The organism is Mycolicibacter hiberniae (assembly GCF_010729485.1).
In the GTDB taxonomy this organism is placed as follows: domain Bacteria; phylum Actinomycetota; class Actinomycetes; order Mycobacteriales; family Mycobacteriaceae; genus Mycobacterium; species Mycobacterium hiberniae.
Genome location: NZ_AP022609.1, coordinates 3,033,740 through 3,053,002, shown reverse-complemented (window position 1 = coordinate 3,053,002; position 19,263 = coordinate 3,033,740). Strand labels below are relative to the sequence as shown.

Annotated in this window: 20 protein-coding genes; 12 read left to right on the top strand and 8 right to left on the bottom strand. The window is 67.8% G+C overall.

From position 1 onward, the window contains the following. Positions 1–7 precede the first annotated feature (7 nt). The gene (locus G6N14_RS14490) at positions 8–1,435 is read left to right on the top strand and encodes an aldehyde dehydrogenase family protein (RefSeq protein WP_085135751.1); all 1,428 of its coding nucleotides are present in this window, start codon (positions 8–10) and stop codon (positions 1,433–1,435) included. A 15-nt stretch (positions 1,436–1,450) separates the two neighbouring features. Here G6N14_RS14490 and G6N14_RS14485 read toward each other — a convergent pair whose 3' ends face one another. Continuing rightward, entirely contained in the window at positions 1,451–2,452 is a 1,002-nt protein-coding gene (locus tag G6N14_RS14485; protein WP_085135750.1) for a ferredoxin--NADP reductase, read from the bottom strand. 70 nt (positions 2,453–2,522) lie between these two features. On the opposite strand from G6N14_RS14485, the gene G6N14_RS14480 reads away from it, so the two are divergent. The 10 genes from G6N14_RS14480 to G6N14_RS14435 all read left to right on the top strand — a co-directional run bounded on the left by G6N14_RS14480 (position 2,523) and on the right by G6N14_RS14435 (position 10,839). Continuing rightward, positions 2,523–3,944 (top strand): class I adenylate-forming enzyme family protein, encoded by a 1,422-nt coding sequence (locus tag G6N14_RS14480; protein ID WP_085135749.1) that lies wholly within the window; start codon positions 2,523–2,525, stop codon positions 3,942–3,944. Further along, positions 3,929–4,834, top strand: a complete 906-nt coding sequence (locus G6N14_RS14475) for an acyl-CoA dehydrogenase family protein (protein WP_085135748.1) — start codon at positions 3,929–3,931, stop codon at positions 4,832–4,834. The genes G6N14_RS14480 and G6N14_RS14475 overlap by 16 nt, the downstream gene beginning before the upstream one ends. Then, on the top strand, positions 4,821–5,921 hold the full coding sequence (locus tag G6N14_RS14470) for an acyl-CoA dehydrogenase family protein (protein WP_085135747.1): 1,101 nt from the start codon (positions 4,821–4,823) through the stop codon (positions 5,919–5,921). Before G6N14_RS14475 ends, G6N14_RS14470 begins: the two co-directional genes overlap by 14 nt. Before the next feature lie 135 nt (positions 5,922–6,056). Beyond that, a complete protein-coding gene (locus G6N14_RS14465; protein WP_085135746.1) occupies positions 6,057–6,824 on the top strand; it encodes an enoyl-CoA hydratase/isomerase family protein in 768 nt (255 codons plus the stop codon). Positions 6,825–6,831: 7 nt separating this feature from the next. Further along, positions 6,832–7,701 (top strand): methylmalonyl Co-A mutase-associated GTPase MeaB, encoded by an 870-nt coding sequence (gene meaB, locus G6N14_RS14460; RefSeq protein ID WP_085135745.1) that lies wholly within the window; start codon positions 6,832–6,834, stop codon positions 7,699–7,701. Between the two features lie 21 nt (positions 7,702–7,722). Next, the gene (locus tag G6N14_RS14455) at positions 7,723–8,319 is read left to right on the top strand and encodes a TetR/AcrR family transcriptional regulator (RefSeq protein WP_085135744.1); all 597 of its coding nucleotides are present in this window, start codon (positions 7,723–7,725) and stop codon (positions 8,317–8,319) included. 105 nt (positions 8,320–8,424) lie between these two features. Continuing rightward, positions 8,425–9,180 carry a hypothetical protein gene (locus G6N14_RS14450; RefSeq protein WP_085135743.1) on the top strand — a complete coding sequence of 252 codons (756 nt, stop codon included), beginning with the start codon at positions 8,425–8,427 and terminating at the stop codon, positions 9,178–9,180. After that, entirely contained in the window at positions 9,177–9,929 is a 753-nt protein-coding gene (locus tag G6N14_RS14445; protein WP_179960840.1) for a hypothetical protein, read from the top strand. Before G6N14_RS14450 ends, G6N14_RS14445 begins: the two co-directional genes overlap by 4 nt. 16 nt (positions 9,930–9,945) lie before the next feature. Continuing rightward, positions 9,946–10,539, top strand: coding sequence for a cytochrome c oxidase subunit 3 (locus tag G6N14_RS14440; RefSeq protein WP_085135742.1), 594 nt, complete (start codon positions 9,946–9,948; stop codon positions 10,537–10,539). 6 nt (positions 10,540–10,545) lie between these two features. Next, complete coding sequence (locus tag G6N14_RS14435) at positions 10,546–10,839, top strand: cytochrome C oxidase subunit IV family protein (protein WP_085135741.1); 294 nt, start codon at positions 10,546–10,548, stop codon at positions 10,837–10,839. On the opposite strand, the gene G6N14_RS14430 is transcribed toward G6N14_RS14435, so the two are convergent. From G6N14_RS14430 to G6N14_RS14420, 3 genes are all read right to left on the bottom strand, one after another. Then, positions 10,827–11,903 carry an NAD(P)H-dependent amine dehydrogenase family protein gene (locus G6N14_RS14430; protein ID WP_085135740.1) on the bottom strand — a complete coding sequence of 359 codons (1,077 nt, stop codon included), beginning with the start codon at positions 11,901–11,903 and terminating at the stop codon, positions 10,827–10,829. The two genes, G6N14_RS14435 and G6N14_RS14430, sit on opposite strands and share 13 nt — an antisense overlap. A gap of 19 nt (positions 11,904–11,922) precedes the next feature. Further along, complete coding sequence (locus tag G6N14_RS14425) at positions 11,923–13,380, bottom strand: aldehyde dehydrogenase family protein (protein ID WP_085135739.1); 1,458 nt, start codon at positions 13,378–13,380, stop codon at positions 11,923–11,925. 110 nt (positions 13,381–13,490) lie between these two features. Beyond that, positions 13,491–14,177 carry a TetR/AcrR family transcriptional regulator gene (locus G6N14_RS14420; protein WP_085135828.1) on the bottom strand — a complete coding sequence of 229 codons (687 nt, stop codon included), beginning with the start codon at positions 14,175–14,177 and terminating at the stop codon, positions 13,491–13,493. 221 nt (positions 14,178–14,398) lie between these two features. Here G6N14_RS14420 and G6N14_RS14415 point away from each other — a divergent pair, with 221 nt between their 5' ends. After that, complete coding sequence (locus tag G6N14_RS14415) at positions 14,399–15,571, top strand: acyl-CoA dehydrogenase family protein (RefSeq protein WP_085135738.1); 1,173 nt, start codon at positions 14,399–14,401, stop codon at positions 15,569–15,571. 79 nt (positions 15,572–15,650) lie between these two features. Here G6N14_RS14415 and G6N14_RS14410 read toward each other — a convergent pair whose 3' ends face one another. Genes G6N14_RS14410 through G6N14_RS14395 form a run of 4 tightly spaced genes read right to left on the bottom strand, consistent with a single transcriptional unit; the run spans position 15,651 to position 19,261 of the window. Then, positions 15,651–16,454 carry an acyl-CoA dehydrogenase family protein gene (locus G6N14_RS14410; RefSeq protein ID WP_234808923.1) on the bottom strand — a complete coding sequence of 268 codons (804 nt, stop codon included), beginning with the start codon at positions 16,452–16,454 and terminating at the stop codon, positions 15,651–15,653. A gap of 2 nt (positions 16,455–16,456) precedes the next feature. Further along, a complete protein-coding gene (locus G6N14_RS14405) occupies positions 16,457–17,629 on the bottom strand; it encodes an acyl-CoA dehydrogenase family protein (RefSeq protein WP_085135737.1) in 1,173 nt (390 codons plus the stop codon). Next, a complete protein-coding gene (locus G6N14_RS14400; RefSeq protein ID WP_085135736.1) occupies positions 17,626–18,048 on the bottom strand; it encodes a nuclear transport factor 2 family protein in 423 nt (140 codons plus the stop codon). Before G6N14_RS14400 ends, G6N14_RS14405 begins: the two co-directional genes overlap by 4 nt. Further along, complete coding sequence (locus G6N14_RS14395) at positions 18,032–19,261, bottom strand: metal-dependent hydrolase family protein (RefSeq protein WP_085135735.1); 1,230 nt, start codon at positions 19,259–19,261, stop codon at positions 18,032–18,034. Before G6N14_RS14395 ends, G6N14_RS14400 begins: the two co-directional genes overlap by 17 nt. Positions 19,262–19,263: the final 2 nt, after the last annotated feature.

The window sequence follows — 19,263 nt, the reverse complement described above, 5'->3', positions numbered from 1 at the left end:
TCTTCAGATGCGCGAGTACACCCAGTTCTACATCGACGGCCGGTGGGTGGACCCGATAGAGCCCGTCACGCTCGACGTGGACAACCCGGCCACCGAGCAGGTCCGCGGCAAGATCGCGCTCGGCTCGGCGGCAGACGTCGACCTGGCGGTCGCCGCGGCGCGCCGGGCCTTCACCAGCTGGTCGCAGAGCACCCGGGCGGAGCGCCTGGACCTGCTGCAGGCGATCCTCGCCGAATACCAGCGTCGTAGCGCCGATCTGGCGGATGCGGTGAGCGAGGAGATCGGCGCTCCGCCGGCGCTGGCCGCCGGGGCCCAGGTGCAGCTCGGCGTCGGCCACCTGCTGACCGCGATCGACGCGCTGAAGAATTTCTCGTTCGAAGAACAGCGCGGCGACACCCTGGTGGTCCGCGAACCGATCGGGGTGTGCGGGCTCATCACGCCGTGGAACTGGCCGCTGAACCAGATTGCGGTGAAGGTCTATCCGGCGTTGGCGACCGGCTGCACCATGGTGCTGAAGCCCTCTGAGGTCGCACCGTTCTCGGCGTACATCTTCACCGAGATCATGGACGCCGTCGGCGTCCCGGCCGGCGTGTACAACATGGTCAACGGCGACGGCCCCGGGGTGGGTGTGGCGCTGTCGCAGCACCCCGACGTCGACATGGTGTCGTTCACCGGCTCCACCCGCGCCGGCATCGCCGTGGCCCAGAACGCGGCGCCGACGGTGAAGCGGGTGACCCAGGAACTGGGTGGAAAGAGCCCCAACATTGTGCTCGACGACGACGCGTTCGCCGCCAGCGTCACCGCCGGGGTGCGGGCCATGATGGTCAACTCCGGGCAGAGCTGCAATGCGCCGTCCCGCATGCTGGTGCCCAGTTCACGGATGGAAGAAGCCATCGCGATCGCCCGCGAAGTGGCCGAGCAGGTCAAGGTCGGTGACCCCGCCGATCCCAAGGCCATCGGCCCGGTTGCCTCGGCCGCACAGTTCGCCAAGGTGCAGGGCCTGATCGAACAGGGCATCGCCGAGGGTGCGACCGTCGCGGCCGGCGGCGCCGGCCGGCCGGACGGGCTCGACGCCGGCTACTTCGTCCGGCCGACGGTCTTCGGCAACGTCACCAACCAGATGGCGATCGCGCGCGAAGAGATCTTCGGTCCGGTGCTGTGCATCCTGGGCTATGACAACCTCGACGAGGCCATCGAGATCGCCAACGACACCGACTACGGCCTGGCCGGTTACGTCTCGGGTGCCGACATCGACGCCGCCCGCGGAATCGCTCGCCGGATCCGGGCCGGCTCGGTGGCGATCAACCACGCCTTCGACATCAATGCGCCGTTCGGCGGCTACAAGCGCAGTGGCAACGGCCGCGAGTGGAGCGACGCCGGATTCCACGAGTACCTGGAGACCAAGAGCACATTGGGTTATGGCGCGGCGGGCTGAGCTCCGCGTCCCGAATCACTCGTAGCGCACGGTTATCGAGCCGCCGTCGGGCACGCCCTGGCAGGTCAGGATGTACCCGTCGGCGACCTCGTCGTCGTCGAGCGCCGTGTTGTTGTGCATGGTCGCGCTGCCGTCGGTGATCTGCGCGATGCAGGTACCGCAGTTGCCCGCCTCGCAGGAGAACGGGGGATTCAGTCCGGCGCGCCGGGCGCTTTCCAGCAGGGTCTCGCGGGCGACTCTGGGCACCGTCGCCTTCTGGCGCCCCAGGTGGATCGTCACCGTCCCCGTGACCTCGGAGTCGCGGACCGGGGCGGGGGTCGCCGGCGCGGCCGCGATGTCGAAGTCCTCGACGAACAGCCGGCCCGGACCGGGCCAGGCCGCGCGCACCACCGCCATGAAACCCGCCGGGCCGCAGACGTAGCAGTCCGCTGCGGTGTCCTCGCCGACGAAGGCGGTGACCGCGGCGGCGTCGAGCAGGCCCTGGTCGGTGTCATAGGTGCGCTGAACCGATAGCCGCCCGGGGTAGCGAGCGACCAGTTCGTCCAGGGTGCGCCCGAAGATCGCCGCGGAGGCGTCCCGGTCGGCGCAGAGCAGTCGCACCGTGCGGCCGGTGGTCGCCAGGGCGCTCTTGGCCAGCGACAGGATCGGCGTGATCCCGCTGCCGCCGGAGAACGCCAGCAGTGGGGCCGTCGACTCCGCAAGGCAGAACACCCCCGCCGCACGCGTCATGACCAGCTCGTCGCCTTCGGCGACGTTGTCCAGCAACCAGTTCGAGGCCTTGCCGCCGGGTACCCGCTTAACCGTGGTCATCAGCTCGGTGTCGACTTCGGGTGCGCTCGACATCGAGTAGGACCGGTAGAGGTCCGTGCCGTCGACCTGCACCCGGAAGGTCGAGTACTGACCGGCCCGGTAGGCGAACGGTGTCTCATGGGGCGCCAGCACGAAGGTGTGGGCATCGGGGGTCTCCTTCACGATGCGCGTCACGGTCGCCCGCTGGAAAACATGAGGGACCGCCATGCCACCCCTTCCGGTTTGCGTTCTTCACCTGAGAGAATAATATTCTCTCAAACCGATAGGATCTTCTCAAATGTTGTCAGGCACGTCCACCGCAGTGCTCGCCTTCGAGGACCGGCAGTTGCAGCTGTCCGAGATCGACGCGCGTGCCGAGGCCCTGGCGGCCGTCCTGGCAGCCGACGGTGTCCGGGCCGGGGACCGGGTGGCGGTGATGTCGTCGAACCGGCCGGAATTCGTCATCGCGGTGCGCGCCATCTGGCGTCTGGGCGCCGTGGCCGCCCTGATCAGCCCTGCCTGGAAGCGCGACGAGGTGGCCCACGCCCTGGCGCTGGCGCAACCGGGTTATGCCCTCGGAGACCACCCGGTGCTGGCCGAACTGATGCCGATGCGGCACCTGGACGACATCACGACCACCCCCGCCGGCCGCTGGGCCGGCGATCCGCCGCCGGCCGGGTCCGACGCGCTGCTGGTGTTCAGCTCCGGAACCACCGGGATGCCCAAAGCGGTTCGGCACACGCACGCCTCGCTGGCCGCAGCGGTGGAGCACTGGCGCGATGCGCTGGGTCTGAGCGCCGCCGACCGCCTGCAGGTGGCGACGCCGCCATCCCACATCCTCGGCCTGCTCAACATCGCGACCGCGCTCAGCGTTGGCGCATGGGTGCGGTTGCACCGGCGGTTCGACGTCGACGTGATGCTGCGATCGATCGAGACCGACCGGATCACCGTGGAGATGGCGGTGGCGCCGATCGCCCTGGCTATCGCCGCACACCCCGGCCTGGAATCATTCGACCTGTCCTCGCTGCGGTTCATCATGTGGGGTGCCACTCCGGTGACCGCGGCTGTGGCCGACACCGTCACCCGGCGCACCGGGGTGCCCTTCGTGCCGGCCTACGGCACCAGCGAACTTCCGGTGATCGCCTGCAATCCGGTTGGCGCCGCGCGCCTGGACAGCGTCGGGATGCCGGTGCCGGGAGTCGAGGTGAAGGTGGTGGGCCTCGATGGCGACACCGCCGGGCAGCCGGTGCCGCCCGGCGTCGCAGGCGAGATCCTGGTGCGGTCTGCATCGCTGATGGCCGGCTATCTTCCGGCTTCGGCGACCGCAGAAGTCGTGCGCGACGGGTGGTTTCACACCGGTGACGTCGGATACCTCGACGGCGACGGTTGGCTGCGGATCACCGACCGCTGTAAGGAGATGATCAAGGTGCGCGGCTTTCAGGTCGCCCCGGCCGAGATCGAGGCCGTGCTGCACGAACATCCCGCGGTCGCCGACTGCGGCGTGTTCGGGGTGCCCGACGAGCGTGACGGCGAGGCGGTCGTCGCAGCGGTCGCGCTGCGCGCACCCGTCAGCGACGCGGAGCTGTGCGAACTGGTCGGCGAGCGCCTCGCGTCCTATAAGCGCCTGCGCCGGGTTGTGTTCGTTCCCGAGATTCCCCGGTTGCCGTCCGGAAAGCTGTTGCGCCGACTACTGAAGGAGAGCCTATGGACGTCCGGCTGAATGCCGAGCAGCGTCAGCTGCGGGACGCAGCGGCCAAGCTTGCCGACGATCTGGGGCCGGATTCGGTGGCCGAGCTCGATGATGCCGGCCGGATCGCCAGGCTGGAACGTGCCGTCAACCAGACCGGCTGGCGCGCTTTGCGTTCCGATGGCGCATCGGGGGTAGAGGTGGCCATCGTCGCCGAGGAGTTCGGTCGCGGTCTGGTCGACGTCGCCTTTTTAGGGCCGGTGCTCGCCGACGATCTTCGCCGCCACGTCGATCTTGGGGCGGGGCCTGCCACCGTTGCGGTCGCCGACACCGCCATCGACGCGCGCGGTGCCGCACAGGCCGTGCGGGTGCGCGAGCGCGAGGTGGCGACGGCCCCGCTCGGCGCGGTCCGAACCGGAGCTGACCTGACCCGGCCCGTCGCCGACCTTGCCGGTACGGCGCAGTCACTCGGCGAGCTCGGGGCCCAGGACGCGCTGCGCTGGCAGGCGCTGGCGCTGGTCGCGACCTGCGCGGATCTGGTCGGCACCGCCCGTGGCGCCCACGCCCTGGCATGCGATTACGCCAAGATCCGGGAGCAGTACGGCAAACCCATCGGCTCCTATCAGGCCGTCGCCCACCTGCTCGCCGAGGGGCTGGCGCTCATCGAGGGATCGGTGAGTGTGCTGCGGCATGCGGCCTGGGCGGTGGACGCGGCATCGGCGGCAGAGGCGGTGCGTGCCGCGCGGATCGCCAAGATCTACTCCGCCCGGGCCGCCCGGACGGTCTGCGAGACCGCGATCCAGGTGCACGGTGGAATCGGCAACACCTGGGAGTGCGCGGCGCACCTGTATCTGCGGCGCGCCTTGACCTCGACCGGCCTGTGGCCCGTGACGATAAGGGAGATCGCAGATGGACTTTCGTGACTCGCCCGCCGAGGCCGACTTCCGCAGCAGGCTTCGGTCCTGGCTGGCCGAGCGGGCCGGCACCTTTCCCGCCGCCGGCGACGACGAGTACTGGACGCGTCAGGGCGAATGGCACCAGGCACTCTATGCGGGCGGGTTCTTCGGGGTCTCCTGGCCGCGTGAGTACGGCGGCCAGGAGCTGCCGCCGGTCTTCGACGTCATCGTCGACGAGGAACTCGCCGCCGCCGGTGCACCGCCGCGTCCGAGTCTGGGGTATCTGGTCGTCGGGCTTGGACGGCACGCGAGCAAGGAACTGCAGCAACGGTTCCTGCCCGGAATGATCGACGGCAGCCAACGCTGGTGCCAGGGATTCTCCGAGCCCGGGGCCGGCTCGGATCTGGCGTCGCTGACCACCACCGCGACCCGGGAGGGCGACGACTACGTCATCCACGGGCACAAGATCTGGACCAGCTACTCCGACGTCGCCGACTGGTGTCTGCTGCTGGCCCGCACCGACAAGGACGCGCCACGGCACCGGGGCATCTCGGCATTCATCATCTCGATGCACCAGCCCGGAATCGAACAGCGGCCGCTGCGGATGATCAACGGCGTCACCACCGAGTTCGGTCAGGTGCTCTTCGACGGAGCGCGGGTGCCGGCGAGTCAGATGATCGGTCAGCCGGGAGAGGGCTGGGCGCTGGCGATGACAGTGGTCGGCCACGAGCGGGAGCCGTCGACGTTGGGCTACTCGGCCCGCTACGGCAAACTGGTCCGCCAGATGGCCGCACGCGTCGACGCCGCCGGCGCCGAGGTTCCCGACGAATTGGCTTGGGCGGCGGTGGAAACCGAGATGCTGCGGTTGCATGTGCGCCGCCGGCTCTCCGAACAGCTCGACGGGCTTTCGCACGGCCCGGAAGGCTCGCTGGACAAGCTGCTGATGACGTGGGTGGAGCAGTCCGTCGGCCATGCGGCGCTGGCGGTGGGCGGCGTCGACGATCCGGACCTGCTCAGCGCCTACCTGTACAGCCGCGCCCAAAGCGTGATGGGTGGCACCTCGCAGATCCAGAAGAACATCATTGCCGGCCGCATTCTGGGATTGACGCAGTGATCGCGAGTGCGGGCGCAGCCCGGGCGAAGCGGGTCACGACCGATGAAGCAGTGATCGCGGGTGCGGGCGCAGCCCGGGCGAAGCGGGTCACGACCAATGCAGCAGTGATCGCCAGTATCGAAAAAGGAGTCTGACGTGTACGACATGCCTGCTGAGATCGATGTGCGCGCCGACGGCCCACTGCGGATCATCACCCTCAACCGCCCCGATGCGCTCAATGCCGTCAACGACGCGCTGCACACCGGCCTGGCGAAACTGTGGCCGCTCCTCGATGAGGACGACGACGCCCGGGCGGCGGTGCTGACCGGCAGCGGGCGAGCGTTCTCCGCCGGCGGCGACTTCGCCTACCTCGACGAACTGCGGCGCGATGACAAGTTGCGCGCCAAGACGATCGCACACGGGCGCGAGATCGTCTTGGGCATGGCGCGCTGCCGCACGCCCGTCATCGCCGCGGTGAACGGGCCCGCCGTCGGGTTGGGCTGCAGTCTGGTGGCGCTGAGCGACATCGTCTACATGGCCGAATCGGCCTATCTGGCCGACCCGCACGTACAGGTGGGCCTGGTCGCCGCGGACGGCGGTCCGCTGACCTGGCCGTTGCAGATGAGCCTGCTGTTGGCCAAGGAGTACGCCCTGACCGGGGCCCGTATTCCCGCCGCCCGGGCGGCGCAGCTGGGGCTGGCCAACCACGTGGTGGAAGACCCGGTGGCCGAAGCGATCTCGTGTGCCCGGCGCATCTGCGAGCTTCCCCGTCAGGCGGTGGAGAGCACCAAGCGGCTGCTCAACATCCACTTGGAGCGCGCGGTGCTGGCCACTCTGGATTTCGCGAACATGGCCGAGGACCTGTCGTTCAAGACCGACGACTTCGCCTGCATCATCGATCGGCTCACCGCCAACAAGAACTGATCCACCGATGACCATCGACGAGTTGCTCGCCGCGGCGCGTGCCGGTTCAGTGCGCGCCACCGGGCGACTGCTCAGCCTGGTCGAGAGCGGTCGGCGTGCCGAGGTGCTGTCCGCGGTCGGACCCGCCGCCACGCGCGTCATCGGGGTGACCGGTCCGCCGGGTGCGGGCAAGTCCACCACGATCGGGGCGCTGGTCGGCGCATACCGGCAGCGCGGCCTGCGGGTTGCGGTGCTCGCGGTGGACCCGTCTTCACCGTTCAGTGGTGGCGCGCTGCTAGGGGATCGGATCCGGATGGCCGAGCACATCCACGACCCGGCGGTGCTGATCCGGTCGGTGGCGGCCCGCGGGCACCTGGGCGGGCTGGCCGAAGCGGTGCCCGCGGCCATCCAGTTGCTCGCCGCCCTCGGCTTCGATGTGCTGCTGTTGGAGACGGTGGGGGTGGGCCAATCCGAGATCGAGATCGCCGCGATCGCCGACCCGACGGTCGTGGTGCTCAATCCCGGTGCCGGCGACGCGATCCAGGCCGCCAAGGCCGGATTGCTGGAGGTGGCCGACATCGTGGTGGTCAACAAGGCCGACCGCGAGGGGGCCGAGCAGACCGTTCGCGATCTGCGGGTCGAGTTGCACCACACCGGTGCACCGATTCTCACCCTGATCGCTGCGCGCGGCGACGGGCTCGACGACCTGGTGGCCGCCATTGAGGCCCACGACCGCGCCGACAGTCCGCTGCGGCGCCTGGCGCGCGCGCGGGCCCTGATCCTGTCCCTGGCGCAGACCCGCTTGCGCACCCATCCCGCGCTGGAAGGCCTCACCGAACAGGTCGCCGGCGGCGCCCTTGATCCCTACTCGGCGGCGGAGCGGCTGTTATCGGACTAGCCGAATGGCTACCCTCGTCGCATGGCTTCCACCCCGGCCGCCGGCCCATTCCGCCACATCGTCCGCAGCGCAGCCCAAACCCGCATTCTCGATGCCGCGCTGGTGCTGATCGGCGACCACGGGGTGGGCGGAACATCGCTGCAGATGATCGCGGATGCGATCGGTGTCACCAAGGCAGCGGTCTATCACCAGTTCAAAACCAAAGAGGAAATCGTGGTCGCACTCACCGAGCGGGAGCTGGGTGCCTTGGAGGAGGCTCTGGAGGCCGCCGAAGCCCAGCAGAGCCGCCCGCTGGCCCGCGAGGTGTTGCTCGATGGGGTCATCGACATGGCGGTGCGCCGGCGAGGTGTGGCCAGCACCTTGCAGTTCGATCCGGTGATCGTCCGGCTGCTGGCCGAGTATCAGCCCTTTCAGCAGTTCATCGCGCGGCTCTACGGGGTGCTGGTCGGCGACGCCGGCGACGACGCGGTGGTCTCGGCGGCAATGCTGTCCGGCGCTATCGCCGTCGGCGTGATGCACCCCCTGGTGGGCGATATCGACGATGAGAAGCTGCGCGCCCAATTGCTCCGGCTCACTAAACGATTCATCGACGCGCCGGAGGCGTCCGACGGGCATTGACCGTGGGGTAGCCGCTCGGCTATTTTCGGGTAGTCGATCGGCTAGCGGCGGCGATTCCCGTGCGACTGGTCGGGATCGCCGGGCGAGCAGCGAAGGGGCTACACCATGCAGATGATCGCCGCGGCGGAGGAGACCCCGCAGGCCAGCGCATTCCGGGCCCAACTGGTGCTGCTGTGGTCGGGCCCGGTGGTCGCCGCGGTGCTGCTGGCGATGTTCGTGGCGTTCCCGGGTTTCTTCCCGCCGATGTCGCCGACCATGTCCGCCGAACAGGTGGCGCGGTTCTACGACGAGCATCGGTCCTGGATCCGGCTGAGCATGGTCGGCTTCAACCTGTGCGGAATCATGATCGTGCCGTTCCTGGTGCTGATCGTGGGCCAGATGAAACGGATGTCGACCCAAAGCCATGTCTTCGCCTATGCCTACCTGGCGGCCGTGGTCAGCGGCGCGACACTGTTCGCGCTGTCCAACATCTACTTCGGGGTGGCGGCGTTTCGCACGGATCGCAACCCAGAGATCGTCCAAGCCCTCAACGACATGGCGTGGCTGTCCTTCATCGCGCCCGTGGGCATGAGCGTGGCGCAGTTCGCGATGCTGGCCTGCGCCGTCTATTTCGACCGGGGGCCCGATCCGGTGTTCCCGCGTTGGGTGGCGCATTTGTCGGTGCTCACCGCACTGGCGATGCTGCCCTCCACGGCGGCCTCGGTGTTCACCACCGGGCCGCTGGCCTGGGACGGCCTGATCTCGTTCTGGATCCGCAACAGTGCCTTCGCGATATTCGTCATCGCGATGTTCTTCGCGCTGCGTGACGCGCTGTATCGGCAAGGGGTGAGCGAAGGTCTGATCGAAGGACCGGCGCGGTGAGCATCGCCGCGCTGCTCTACGGCACCGACGTCGAAGAACCACCGCCGGACGGCGGCAGACCGGATGTGCGGGTGGTGTTCTGGGTGTCGGTGGCGTTCTACCTGTTGATGGGCCTGGGCGTCTGTCTGCTGGGCAGGGTGACGCCGCCGCCGCGCCCCGATGTCGGCATACCCGAGATCCAGGGCTGGTATCGCCAGCACGCGCTGACGATCCAGATCGGCTTCGTGATGCTGCTGGTGATCACCGGTGGTGCCGCGATCTCCAACGGGCTCATCGGATATCACATGAAGCGGATGAGCTCCGGTTCGGTGCTGGCCTACGGCTACATCGGCGCTATGGCAGTCGGGGCGGTCCCGGGCTTTCAGCTGATGATGCTGTGCTATCTACTCGCGGTGTTCCGGCCGGACCGCGACCCTGAGCTGGTGCGGTTCTTCTACGACCTGGGCACGCTGAGTTACAACGGTTCGCTGGGCTGTTTCACCGCCGCCTATTTCTGCCTGGCGGTGGCGATCTTCTACGACAAAAACAAGATCTTCCCGAAATGGTTTGCCTACCTGAGCGTCTGGCAGATCGTCACCGAGGTGATCGCGACGCAGATGTGGCTGTTCGAATCGGGCGCCTTCGCCTGGAACGGCCTCATCTCGTTCTACATCGCTGTGGTGATCTTCGCAGCTTGGATCGGGCTGATCTTTCCGATCATGTATCTCAGCGGCCGGCGGGAAGTCCCCGGCTCGCCGCCGGTCACCTGAAGACGGGGGATCAGCCATGACTGACCAGCAAGCACCCGCCCGGATGGCTCCGAATTCCACGAGCGCGACGCACCTGCCCGGTGACGGCCACATGTGGTTCATGGTGCTCGGCGACTTGATCATCTTCGGCGGCTACTTCGTCGCCTACCTGCTATTCCGGTCTCGCGCGCCCGAGCAGTTCCTGGCCGACCAGCAGCATCTCAACATCACCATCGGCGTGGTCAACACCATCGTGTTGATCACCAGCTCGTGGCTGGTGGCCCAAAGTGTGCACTCCGCCCGAACCGGTGATCGGGCCGGCGCCCTCGGGCTGATCCGGGGTGGGGCGTTGTGCGGAGTGTTGTTCGCCGTGCTCAAGATCTACGAGTGGTCCGCCGAAATACAGGCCGGCTACACCAATTCCAGCACGTTCTTCAGCTTTTACTACGTCCTGACCGGCGTGCATCTTTTCCACGTCGGAATCGGCCTGCTGATTCTGGGCGTCGCATACCGGGACCTGCGCAACCCGCGCCGGGCGCGGGTCGGCATGGTCGAACAGGCCGCGACCTATTGGCACATGGTCGACCTGCTCTGGGTCGTCATCTTCGCCCTGCTCTACGTGATGAGGTAATCACCCGTGACCACACCGCAGCATTCCCGCTTCCATCCCGACCCGGTGCTCGCCGGCAGTTGGGTTGTCCTGGTGGCGATCACCGTGCTGGCCTGGTGGCTGTCGCCGGGACACAGCACCGGTCCCGTGGAGCCGAGCATCCCCATCACCGTCACTGTGATCGTGCTGTCGGCCGTCAAAGCCCGGTTGATCATCCGCAATTTCATGGAGGTGCGCACCGCCCCGATCTGGTTGCGCCGGGCCACGGATGCCTGGCTGACCGTGCTGTGGCTCGCCGTACTGGTGATCTATTTGTTCTGAGCGGGAAACCGGGGCAGCGGCAGCGGCAGATCGTTATAGGTGGCGATGCCCGGTTCGGCGGCCACCACGGCCGGGATGGCGTTGATCGGCGGTATCGCGGTCATGATGTGGCCCAGTTCGAAGAAGTCGTCGAGGGATGTGGCCGAGGCGATCAGGTCGGGGGGCGGAGTGAAACCGACCTGCATGTTGACCGTGGGCCGGCCGTCGACGGTGATCTTCCAGCCCTCGCCGTCGAGCTGCCAGTCCGGTTGCAGGGTCTGCCCTTTGCGCCACCGCACGTTGATGTCGACGACGGTCCGGCCGCCCGCGATTCCCCGCCAGCTGGCGAACACCCCGGCCACATGCCCAGCGGGGATGGTCCACGATGCCATCGGCAGGTCGGCAGTGGTCTGGGCGTACTCGGCCACGCAGGTGATCTCATCGAGCTCGACGCCCATCGCGTCGGCAACCAGGCGGACGGCTTCGGCGAATACCGCCGTGCCACGGGAGGCCATCGGTTCCAGGTCCGGATCGTCGATCGCGGTCCCGAAGCCCACCGGCCGTTCGGTGTCCGGAGAGTCGTAGAGGGTGGTGTCGGCTGTCTCGGTGATGGTGATCTTGTCGACCCGGTCGCACGCCGTGGCCGCCACGATCGCCAGCAGTTCGGCGAATCCCGGACTCACACCAGACCCGAACAGGGTGGACCCGCCCTTGCGGCAGGCCGCCTCGAGGCGCGCCCGGTCTGCGCCGAGGTTGTGTCCGGTGATGAACGACGCCGACGTCACCACGTTGGCTCCGGACGAGAGGATGTCCACCAACTGGTCGACGTTGAGCCACATCGGGTTGTAGACGACGCAGTCGGGCTTGAGGCCCAGCAGCGCCGCGGTGTCGTTGGTCGCGGTGACGCCGAGCGGGTCGATACCGGCCAGCTCGCCGGCGTCGCGGCCCGCTTTGTCGTCTGACCACGCGAACAGGCCTACGAGCTCGTAGTTGGGGTTGCCGGCGATCGCCCGCACGGAGCTCTTGCCGACATTGCCGGTCGTCCACTGGACGACCCGGTAGGGGGCGGTGGGGAAGTCAGCCATGGTGGGTGAGGTCCTTCGGCTACATCTGCGCCCAGACGATCTTGGTCTGCAGATAGGTTTCAATGCCCGCCTTGCCGGATTCGTAACCCCAGCCGGACTGCTTGTAGCCCCCGAAGGGCATCGAGTGGTCAAACTGCATCTGACAGTTCAGTCCGACCGTTCCGGCCTTGAGTCGCTTGGCCAGTCGGTGCGCCCGGCCCAGGTTGGACGTCCACGCCGTCGCGGCCAGTCCGTAGCTGCTGTTGTTGGCCAGCGCGATAGCCTCGTCGTCGTCGTCGAACGGCAGGATCGTGACCACCGGGCCGAAGATCTCCTCCTGGAACAGCCGGCTGGATTCGGGGTCGACATTGGTGACCACGGTCGGGTGCACGAAGTAACCCTTGCGGTCCAGCCGGTGGCCACCGGTGACGAGCTCGTTGCCGTCGGCCCGGCCCTGCTCGAGGTAGCCGAGCACCCGGTTCAGTTGCTTCTGACTGATCAGCGGACCGACCATGACGCCCTCGTCCTTGGGGCCGCCGAGCTGCATCATGTTGGCCATGTTGGCGATGCCTTCGACGACGCGCTCGTAGACGCCGCGCTGGGCGAAGATGCGCGAACCGCATACGCAGGCTTGCCCGGAGTGCACGAAGGTGCCGAACGCCGCCATGGTGATGGCCATGTCGAGGTCGGCGTCGTCGTAGATCAGGACCGGTGATTTGCCGCCGAGCTCCAGGGTCACCTTGTTCAGATTGCTTGCCGCAGAGGCGCGTACGATCTCGCGGCCGACTTCGGTGGACCCGGTGAACGCGACCTTGTCCACGTCGGGGTGCGCGGTGATGGCGGCACCGGCGGTGTGGCCGTAGCCGAGCACCATGTTGACCACGCCGTCGGGGACGCCGGCTTCACTCAGAATGCGGTCGAGGACCAGCGCGGACAGCGGGGTTTCTTCAGCCGGTTTGACGACGCTGCTGCATCCCGCCGCCAGCGACGGTGCCAGCTTGGCGCAGAAGTTGAAGACCGGGCCGTTCCACGGGAAGATCAGCCCCACCACGTCATAGGGCTCGCGCAGCGTGTAGACGTGCTGGTGGGACTCGATGCCGGTCAGGCCGCCGGTGTTGACGTCGCGGGCGATGCCGTCGATCTTGGTGCACCAGCCCGCGTAGTAGCGGAACCACTCGGAGCCGACCTTGGTGATGATTGCGGCCTGGGAGGCCGGGATGCCGGCGTTGACCGACTCGAGTTCGGCCAGGAGTTCGGCGTTCTCGTCGATGAGGTCGGCGACCTTCCACAGCACCCGGGCCCGGTCGTAGTCCGCCATCTGCGACCACACCCCGGACTCGGCGGTGGCCTTGGCCCGGGCAACGGCGTCGTTGACCGCCTCAGGTCCGCAGTCGGTGAATTCGGTCAGCTGCTCCTCGGTGGCCGGATCGATGATCGGGATCACGTCGCCGGTTCCGGGCACCTTCCGGATGTCGTCCAACACCGCCTGCACCGACATTGATAATCCCCTTCTCGTCTAGCGATAATCCCGTTCGCATGAGGCTATGTGGTTCCCCCGTCGATGTCCAGGGTTCGCGGCGGCGCTGCCGGCGCAGCCGGCGCCGGATCTCAGCTGCGTGCGGCCAAGATGGATGCGTCCGGCTCAGGGTGTCCGAAGCCGTGCGCGCAGAAGTCCCAGACCTCCTCGGCGGTCAGCGGATTGACGGCCGGGTCAGCGGAGGAAGGGCTGGATTGGGCGTTGAACAGGACGGTCTGCATGACCATGGCCGCCAGCCGCCGGGGGTGGGTGTCGGTGCGCAACCGGCCCGCCTCGGCGGCTTGCTGGGTCAGCTCGGTGAGTAGGTCCAGCAGTGGCGTGTGAGCCACGCGTACTTCGGCGGGATGGGTCAACAGCAGGGTGGGGGCGAAGTCGGTGAACAGTGGCCGTTTGGCGGCCGGATCCGGGCGCGAAGACTCGAACAGCAACTCGACGGCAACCCGCAGCCGGTCCAGCGGATCGGAGTGGTTGGCCGTTGCGGCGCGGATCTGATCCGCGGCGCGACTCAACGCATCTTCGAACAGTGCCAGCAGCAGCTCGTGCTTGCCGTCGAACTGCAGATAAAAGCTGCGCAGGGATTGGCGCGAGCGGTCGACGACCTCCTGGACGGTGAAGTCCGTGCTGCCCTTTTCGATGATGATCGACTGCGCGGCATCGAGAAACCGTTGAACACGTTGCCCGGCTCGGATCTTCGCGGTCTTGATCGAGCGTTCTACCGCGCGCTGCTTCCACGCGGGTTCGTCGCTGGGAGTGGTCACCGGCGTGCCGGACGCCGTGGTGGCTGGGACGCGGAGCGAGCGCACGGGAGGGTGGCGCGCCGCCGGTGCAGCGCTGAGCCGTGCGGGTGACGATTCAGAGATCGCAACTTCTCCATTCGAGAATGATATTCTCACCAGCGCGTCTAGGGAAGCAGACGCCCAAGATCGGCGCCGTATTCGAAAACCGGTATTCCCGGGGCGCCCGAGCCGAGGAGTTCGGAGTGCAACTGACCTTCGATCCAGAAGTCGAGAACTTTCGGGCCGAATTCTCGGCCTTCCTCGACGAACATCTGCCCACCGACGCCGAGGCCCTGCAACGTTCTCAGTCGTGCTCCGACGTACCTGGCTGGGCCCGTCGGTGGCAGCGATTGTTGTTCGACAACGGCTGGCTGCTGCCGGCCAATCCGCCCGAATTCGGCGGCCGCAACGCCACGATCCTGCAGCAGTACGTGCATTCCGAGGAATTGTCGCGCCGGCGTATCTATCCCAGCTTCAATCCGCAGGGGGTCGGCATCATCGCCGCCTCGCTGCTGTCCTTCGGCACCGAGGAGCAGAAACGCCGGTGGGCGGTACCGATTCTTCGGGCCGAGATCACCGCGTCGCTGGGCATGAGCGAACCCGGCGCCGGTTCGGACCTGGCCGGTCTGCAGACCCGGGCGGTGCTCGACGGCGATCATTTCGTGGTCAACGGCCAGAAGGTCTGGACCTCCGGCGCCCATGACGCCGACGTGTTGCTGACCTTCGTCCGCACCGATCCTGACGCGCCCAAGCACAAGGGCATCAGCGTGTTGCTGATCTCCACCGATTCCCCAGGCGTGGTGAGACGGCCCTTCGCCTCGGCCTGCGCCTATGACGACGTCGACTTCAACGAGGTCTTCTTCACCGACGTCGTGGTCCCCGCCGAGAATCTGGTGGGTCCGCTCAACGGCGGGTGGACAGTGGCCAACGGTTCGCTGGGGCACGAACGCACACTGCTGTGGATGAGCTTCGCCGACCGGTTGCACGATCTGATCCTCGACTTCGGACCGCGTGATGCGCTGGCGCGCGACCGCTTCGCCACACTGCTGATGGACCACGAGGCGTTACGGCTGCTCGGCTCGGTGGCGCTGGCAAAGGCCGCCCGGGGCGAGCAGGACGTGCCCGCGCTGTCGGTGCTGAAACTGCTCGGGTCAGAGGCCGTGCAGAACGCTGCCGAACACGCACTCGACAATGCCGGCGCGGCCGGCCTGATCCACCCCGCCAGCTCCGGTGTCTACATGCCGCTCAACGAGGACTACGCCACCGGAAGCTGGTTCGATCGGTACCTGCGCAGTTTCTCGGGAACCATCGCTGGTGGAACCTCGGAGATTCAGCGCAATATCATCGCGCAACGCGTGCTCGGACTGCCGCGATAGGCCACCGGATTCAGGCGCGTGTCGGGGTGGAACTCCGTTATTCCGCAGTGCCGTAACCCCTGGGGCTGTCCGGCGCCGGCTAGAGCTGAACCAGTCGTGGCGCCGAGCCCCGGGCCCTAAGGCCGCCGCCTACCCGGCGGGTCAGGTCGCGGGCATTGCCGAGCAGTCCGTCGAGCACCAGCGCTCGCTCGATGTGGCGGTGCAGGTCGTGTTCCGCGGTGAAACCGACGCCGGCGAGCACCTGTTGGCAGTGCTTGGCCGCGGTCAACGCGGCCCTGCCCGCCGCCGCTTTGGCCAGCATCGAGGTCAGGTCCGGGCTCTCGGTGACGGGCACGGTGAGGGTGGCCTCGGCCCCTTCGATGGCGACCAGGGTCTCGGCGAGCCGATGCCGAATCGCCTGAAATCCCGCGATCGGCTTACCGAACTGTGTTCTGTCCAGTGCGTGCCGGCGTGCCAGAGCCAGCATGGCCCGAGCCGAGCCCACCAGCCACCAGCCCACCGCGCGACGTGCCTCACCCAGACGCATCAGTTCGCCGTTGGGCACCTGGCGCAGCGGCAGGCCGCCCAGCACGGTGTTGCCCGCGCTTTCGCTGCGCTCCCAAATCACCCAGCTACCACCGGCGTACGGCATCGGCGGAGTGCCGCCGGGCAGGCCGCCGATGGTCTCCAGTACCACGTCGTTGAGTACCGAGGCGTGCGCCCCGGTCTCGCCGAGCAGGCGGAACACCAGTGGGATGGCCGCGTCCGGGTCCTCGGAAAGCATTTCTGCCCAGCCCAGTTCGGCCAGTGCCTGATCCAAAGCGGGGCCGGATGCAGACGCCATGATCTTGCGCAGAGTGTCTTCCAGCAGAGCCAACGAGGTGGCATCCATGGCGGTGCTCATCGTCACTCCTTCCCGAGATCGAGCAGTCGGCGGGCGATGATGTTGCGCTGGATTTCGGCGGTGCCGCCGTAGATGGTGGCCGCTCGCGAGTACAGGTACTCCGGGCGCCACCTGCTGTCGTTCAGTTCGATCAGGCCCGGAAGCAGGTCACGCGTGGTGTCGTAGAGCAACTGTTCGGCGCTGGCCAGCAGCACCTTGTCGATGGAAGTGTCCGGGCCAAGCCGGTGCCCGTCGGCAAGCCGGTGCTGGGTGCCGCGGGACCGGCAGCGCAGGGTGTGCAGCGCCAGGTACACCGCGCCCAGCTCGTCGTCGACCGCCGCGCCCTGGCGCTTCACCTCGGCGATCAGCGCATCGAAGCGCGAGTACAGGTAGGCGATGCGCTGCCAGAAGCAGGTAGAACGTTCGAACGGCAGCAGGTCCATGGCCAGCTGCCAGCCGTCGCCCGGGCGGCCGAGCATCCGGGTGCCGTCCACGACGACATCGTCGAAATAGACCTCGCAGAACTCGTCGACGCCGTGCATGGTGCCCAGCGGGCGCACCTCGATGCCGGGGGTGTCCATGTCCACGAAGAACGCGGTGATGGCCTGGTGATTCGGCGCATCGGCGCCACCCGTGCGCGTCAACAGGATGCAGCGGTGCGAGTACTGGGCGAAGCTGGTCCAAACCTTCTGCCCGTTGATCACCCACTGATCGCCGCGCGCCGTGGCCCGGGTGGAAAGCGATGCCAGGTCGCTGCCGGACCCGGGCTCGGAGAAGCCCTGACACCACTGCTCGCGGCCGGACAGCAACCGCGGCACCATCTCTGCTGTGAGCTCGGGTGAGGCGTAGTCGATCATGGTGGGCGCCAGCACTTCCAGCATCGAGTACGGTCCGGGCTCGGCGAGCCCACGACCGACCACCTCTTCGCCGACGACGGCCCGCAGCATTGCCGGGCCGCCCAGTCCACCGGCCTGCACGGGCCAGCCGTAACGCATCCAGCCCGCCTCGTAGAGGGCGGCCGAGACCCGGGCGAACTGTGTGAGGTGTCCCTGCAGCGACGCGTCGGGGCCGGGGCGAAGGTCGTTGGCGTCGAGCCAGGCGCGCAGCTCCGCCTGGAACTGCGCGATATCGACCTCCGAGCTCGGACTTTCCCCGGCGGCGCCCGCAGCGCCCCCGGCTGTGGTCGGCGTGGTCATCGGGCGGACGGACGGCCGACCGCGTGCGGACGCCCGGCGTCATGGGCCCCGCTGCGACGGATGAACGTCATCGCCCGAGTCCGCAGCCGCCAGCCCTCGGGGGTACGCACATAGGTGTCGTTGTAGTAGCCGATGCGCATGTCGTGGCTGGCGTGGTCGATGAAGCACAGCGGCTGGGTGCCGGTCGCGGTGTCGCCGTCCAGTTCGATCACCGGGGTGCCGGTCATGAACAGGCCTTTGGGTGCTGCCTCGACCAGTACCGGGAACCGGTCCAGCGAATAGGTTTCGCCGAAGGCGCTATAGGTGCCGTCCTCGGTGAACACCGCCACCAGGCCCTCGACATCGCCCTGGGTGATGGTCACCGCGTAGCGGGCCAGCGTCTGCTGGATCTCGACCAAGTCGTCAATTCTTGTTGACATATACCTTGCCGCCTTTCATGACGAAGTTCACGTTGCGGGTGACGCCGATATCGGTCAGCGGATCCCCGGGAACCGCGATGACATCGGCCAGCAAGCCCTCCGCCAGGCGCCCGCGGTCGCCGGCGTTGATGAGCTCGGCGGCGGTCACCGTCGCGGCCCGCAGGACGGCGGCCGGCGGCATGCCCCACTCCACCAGCGTGACCAGCTCGTCGGCGTTGCGGCCGTGCGGGATGGCCGGCGCGTCGGTGCCGACGGCGATCTTCACCCCGGCCTCATAGGCCGCCTTGATCGACGTGCGGGCCTTGGGGAACATCTCGGCCGCCTTGGCCTGCAGTTCGGCGGGCGCCTTGGACACGTCCATGGCCTCGGCCAGGCGCCGCGTGGTGACCAGGAAGCGGTCGTTGTCGACCAGCATCCGGATGGCCTCGTCGTCCATCAGGAAGCCGTGTTCGATGCAGTCGATGCCGCATGCCACCGCGTGTTTGACGGCCTCGGCGCCATGGGTGTGCGCGGCAACCCGCAGACCCCTGCGGTGCGCCTCGTCGACGATCGCCCGCAGTTCCTCGTCCGAATAGTGTTGCGCGCCGGCCTCGCCGGTCAGCGACATCACGCCACCGGAACAACACACCTTGATCAGCTGCGCACCGTGCTTGATCTGGTAGCGGACCGCTTTGCGGATCTCGTCGACTCCGTTGGCGATACCCTCCTCGATGCTCAGCTCCAGCACGCCCGGCATGAAACCCGCGAACATCGTGGGATCCAGGTGCCCGCCGGTGGGGGTGATCGCGTGCCCTGCGGGCACCACCCGCGGCCCCTCGATCCACCCGGCATCGATCGCCTTGCCCAGCGCCACGTCGAGCAGATATCCGCCGGTCTTGACGAACAGGCCCAGATTGCGAACCGTGGTGAACCCGGCGTGCAGCGTGCGTCGCGCGTTGCCCACCGCCCGCAGCACCCGAGTCGGTGGATCGTCCTGCACCTGGGACAGGCCGGGATTCTCGCCCCGGCCCCCCATCAGCAGGTTGACCTCCATGTCCATCAACCCGGGCAGCAGGATCGAGTCGCCGAGGTCGAGCACCTCGTCGGCTTCGGCGTCGCCTGGGGCACGTTCGCCGACTCCGACGATCCGGTCCCCGTCGACGTGCACGATGCCGGGCCGGATGATCTCACCGGCGTCGACATCGAGAAGGCCTGCCGCCTTGAGCGTCAGCACCC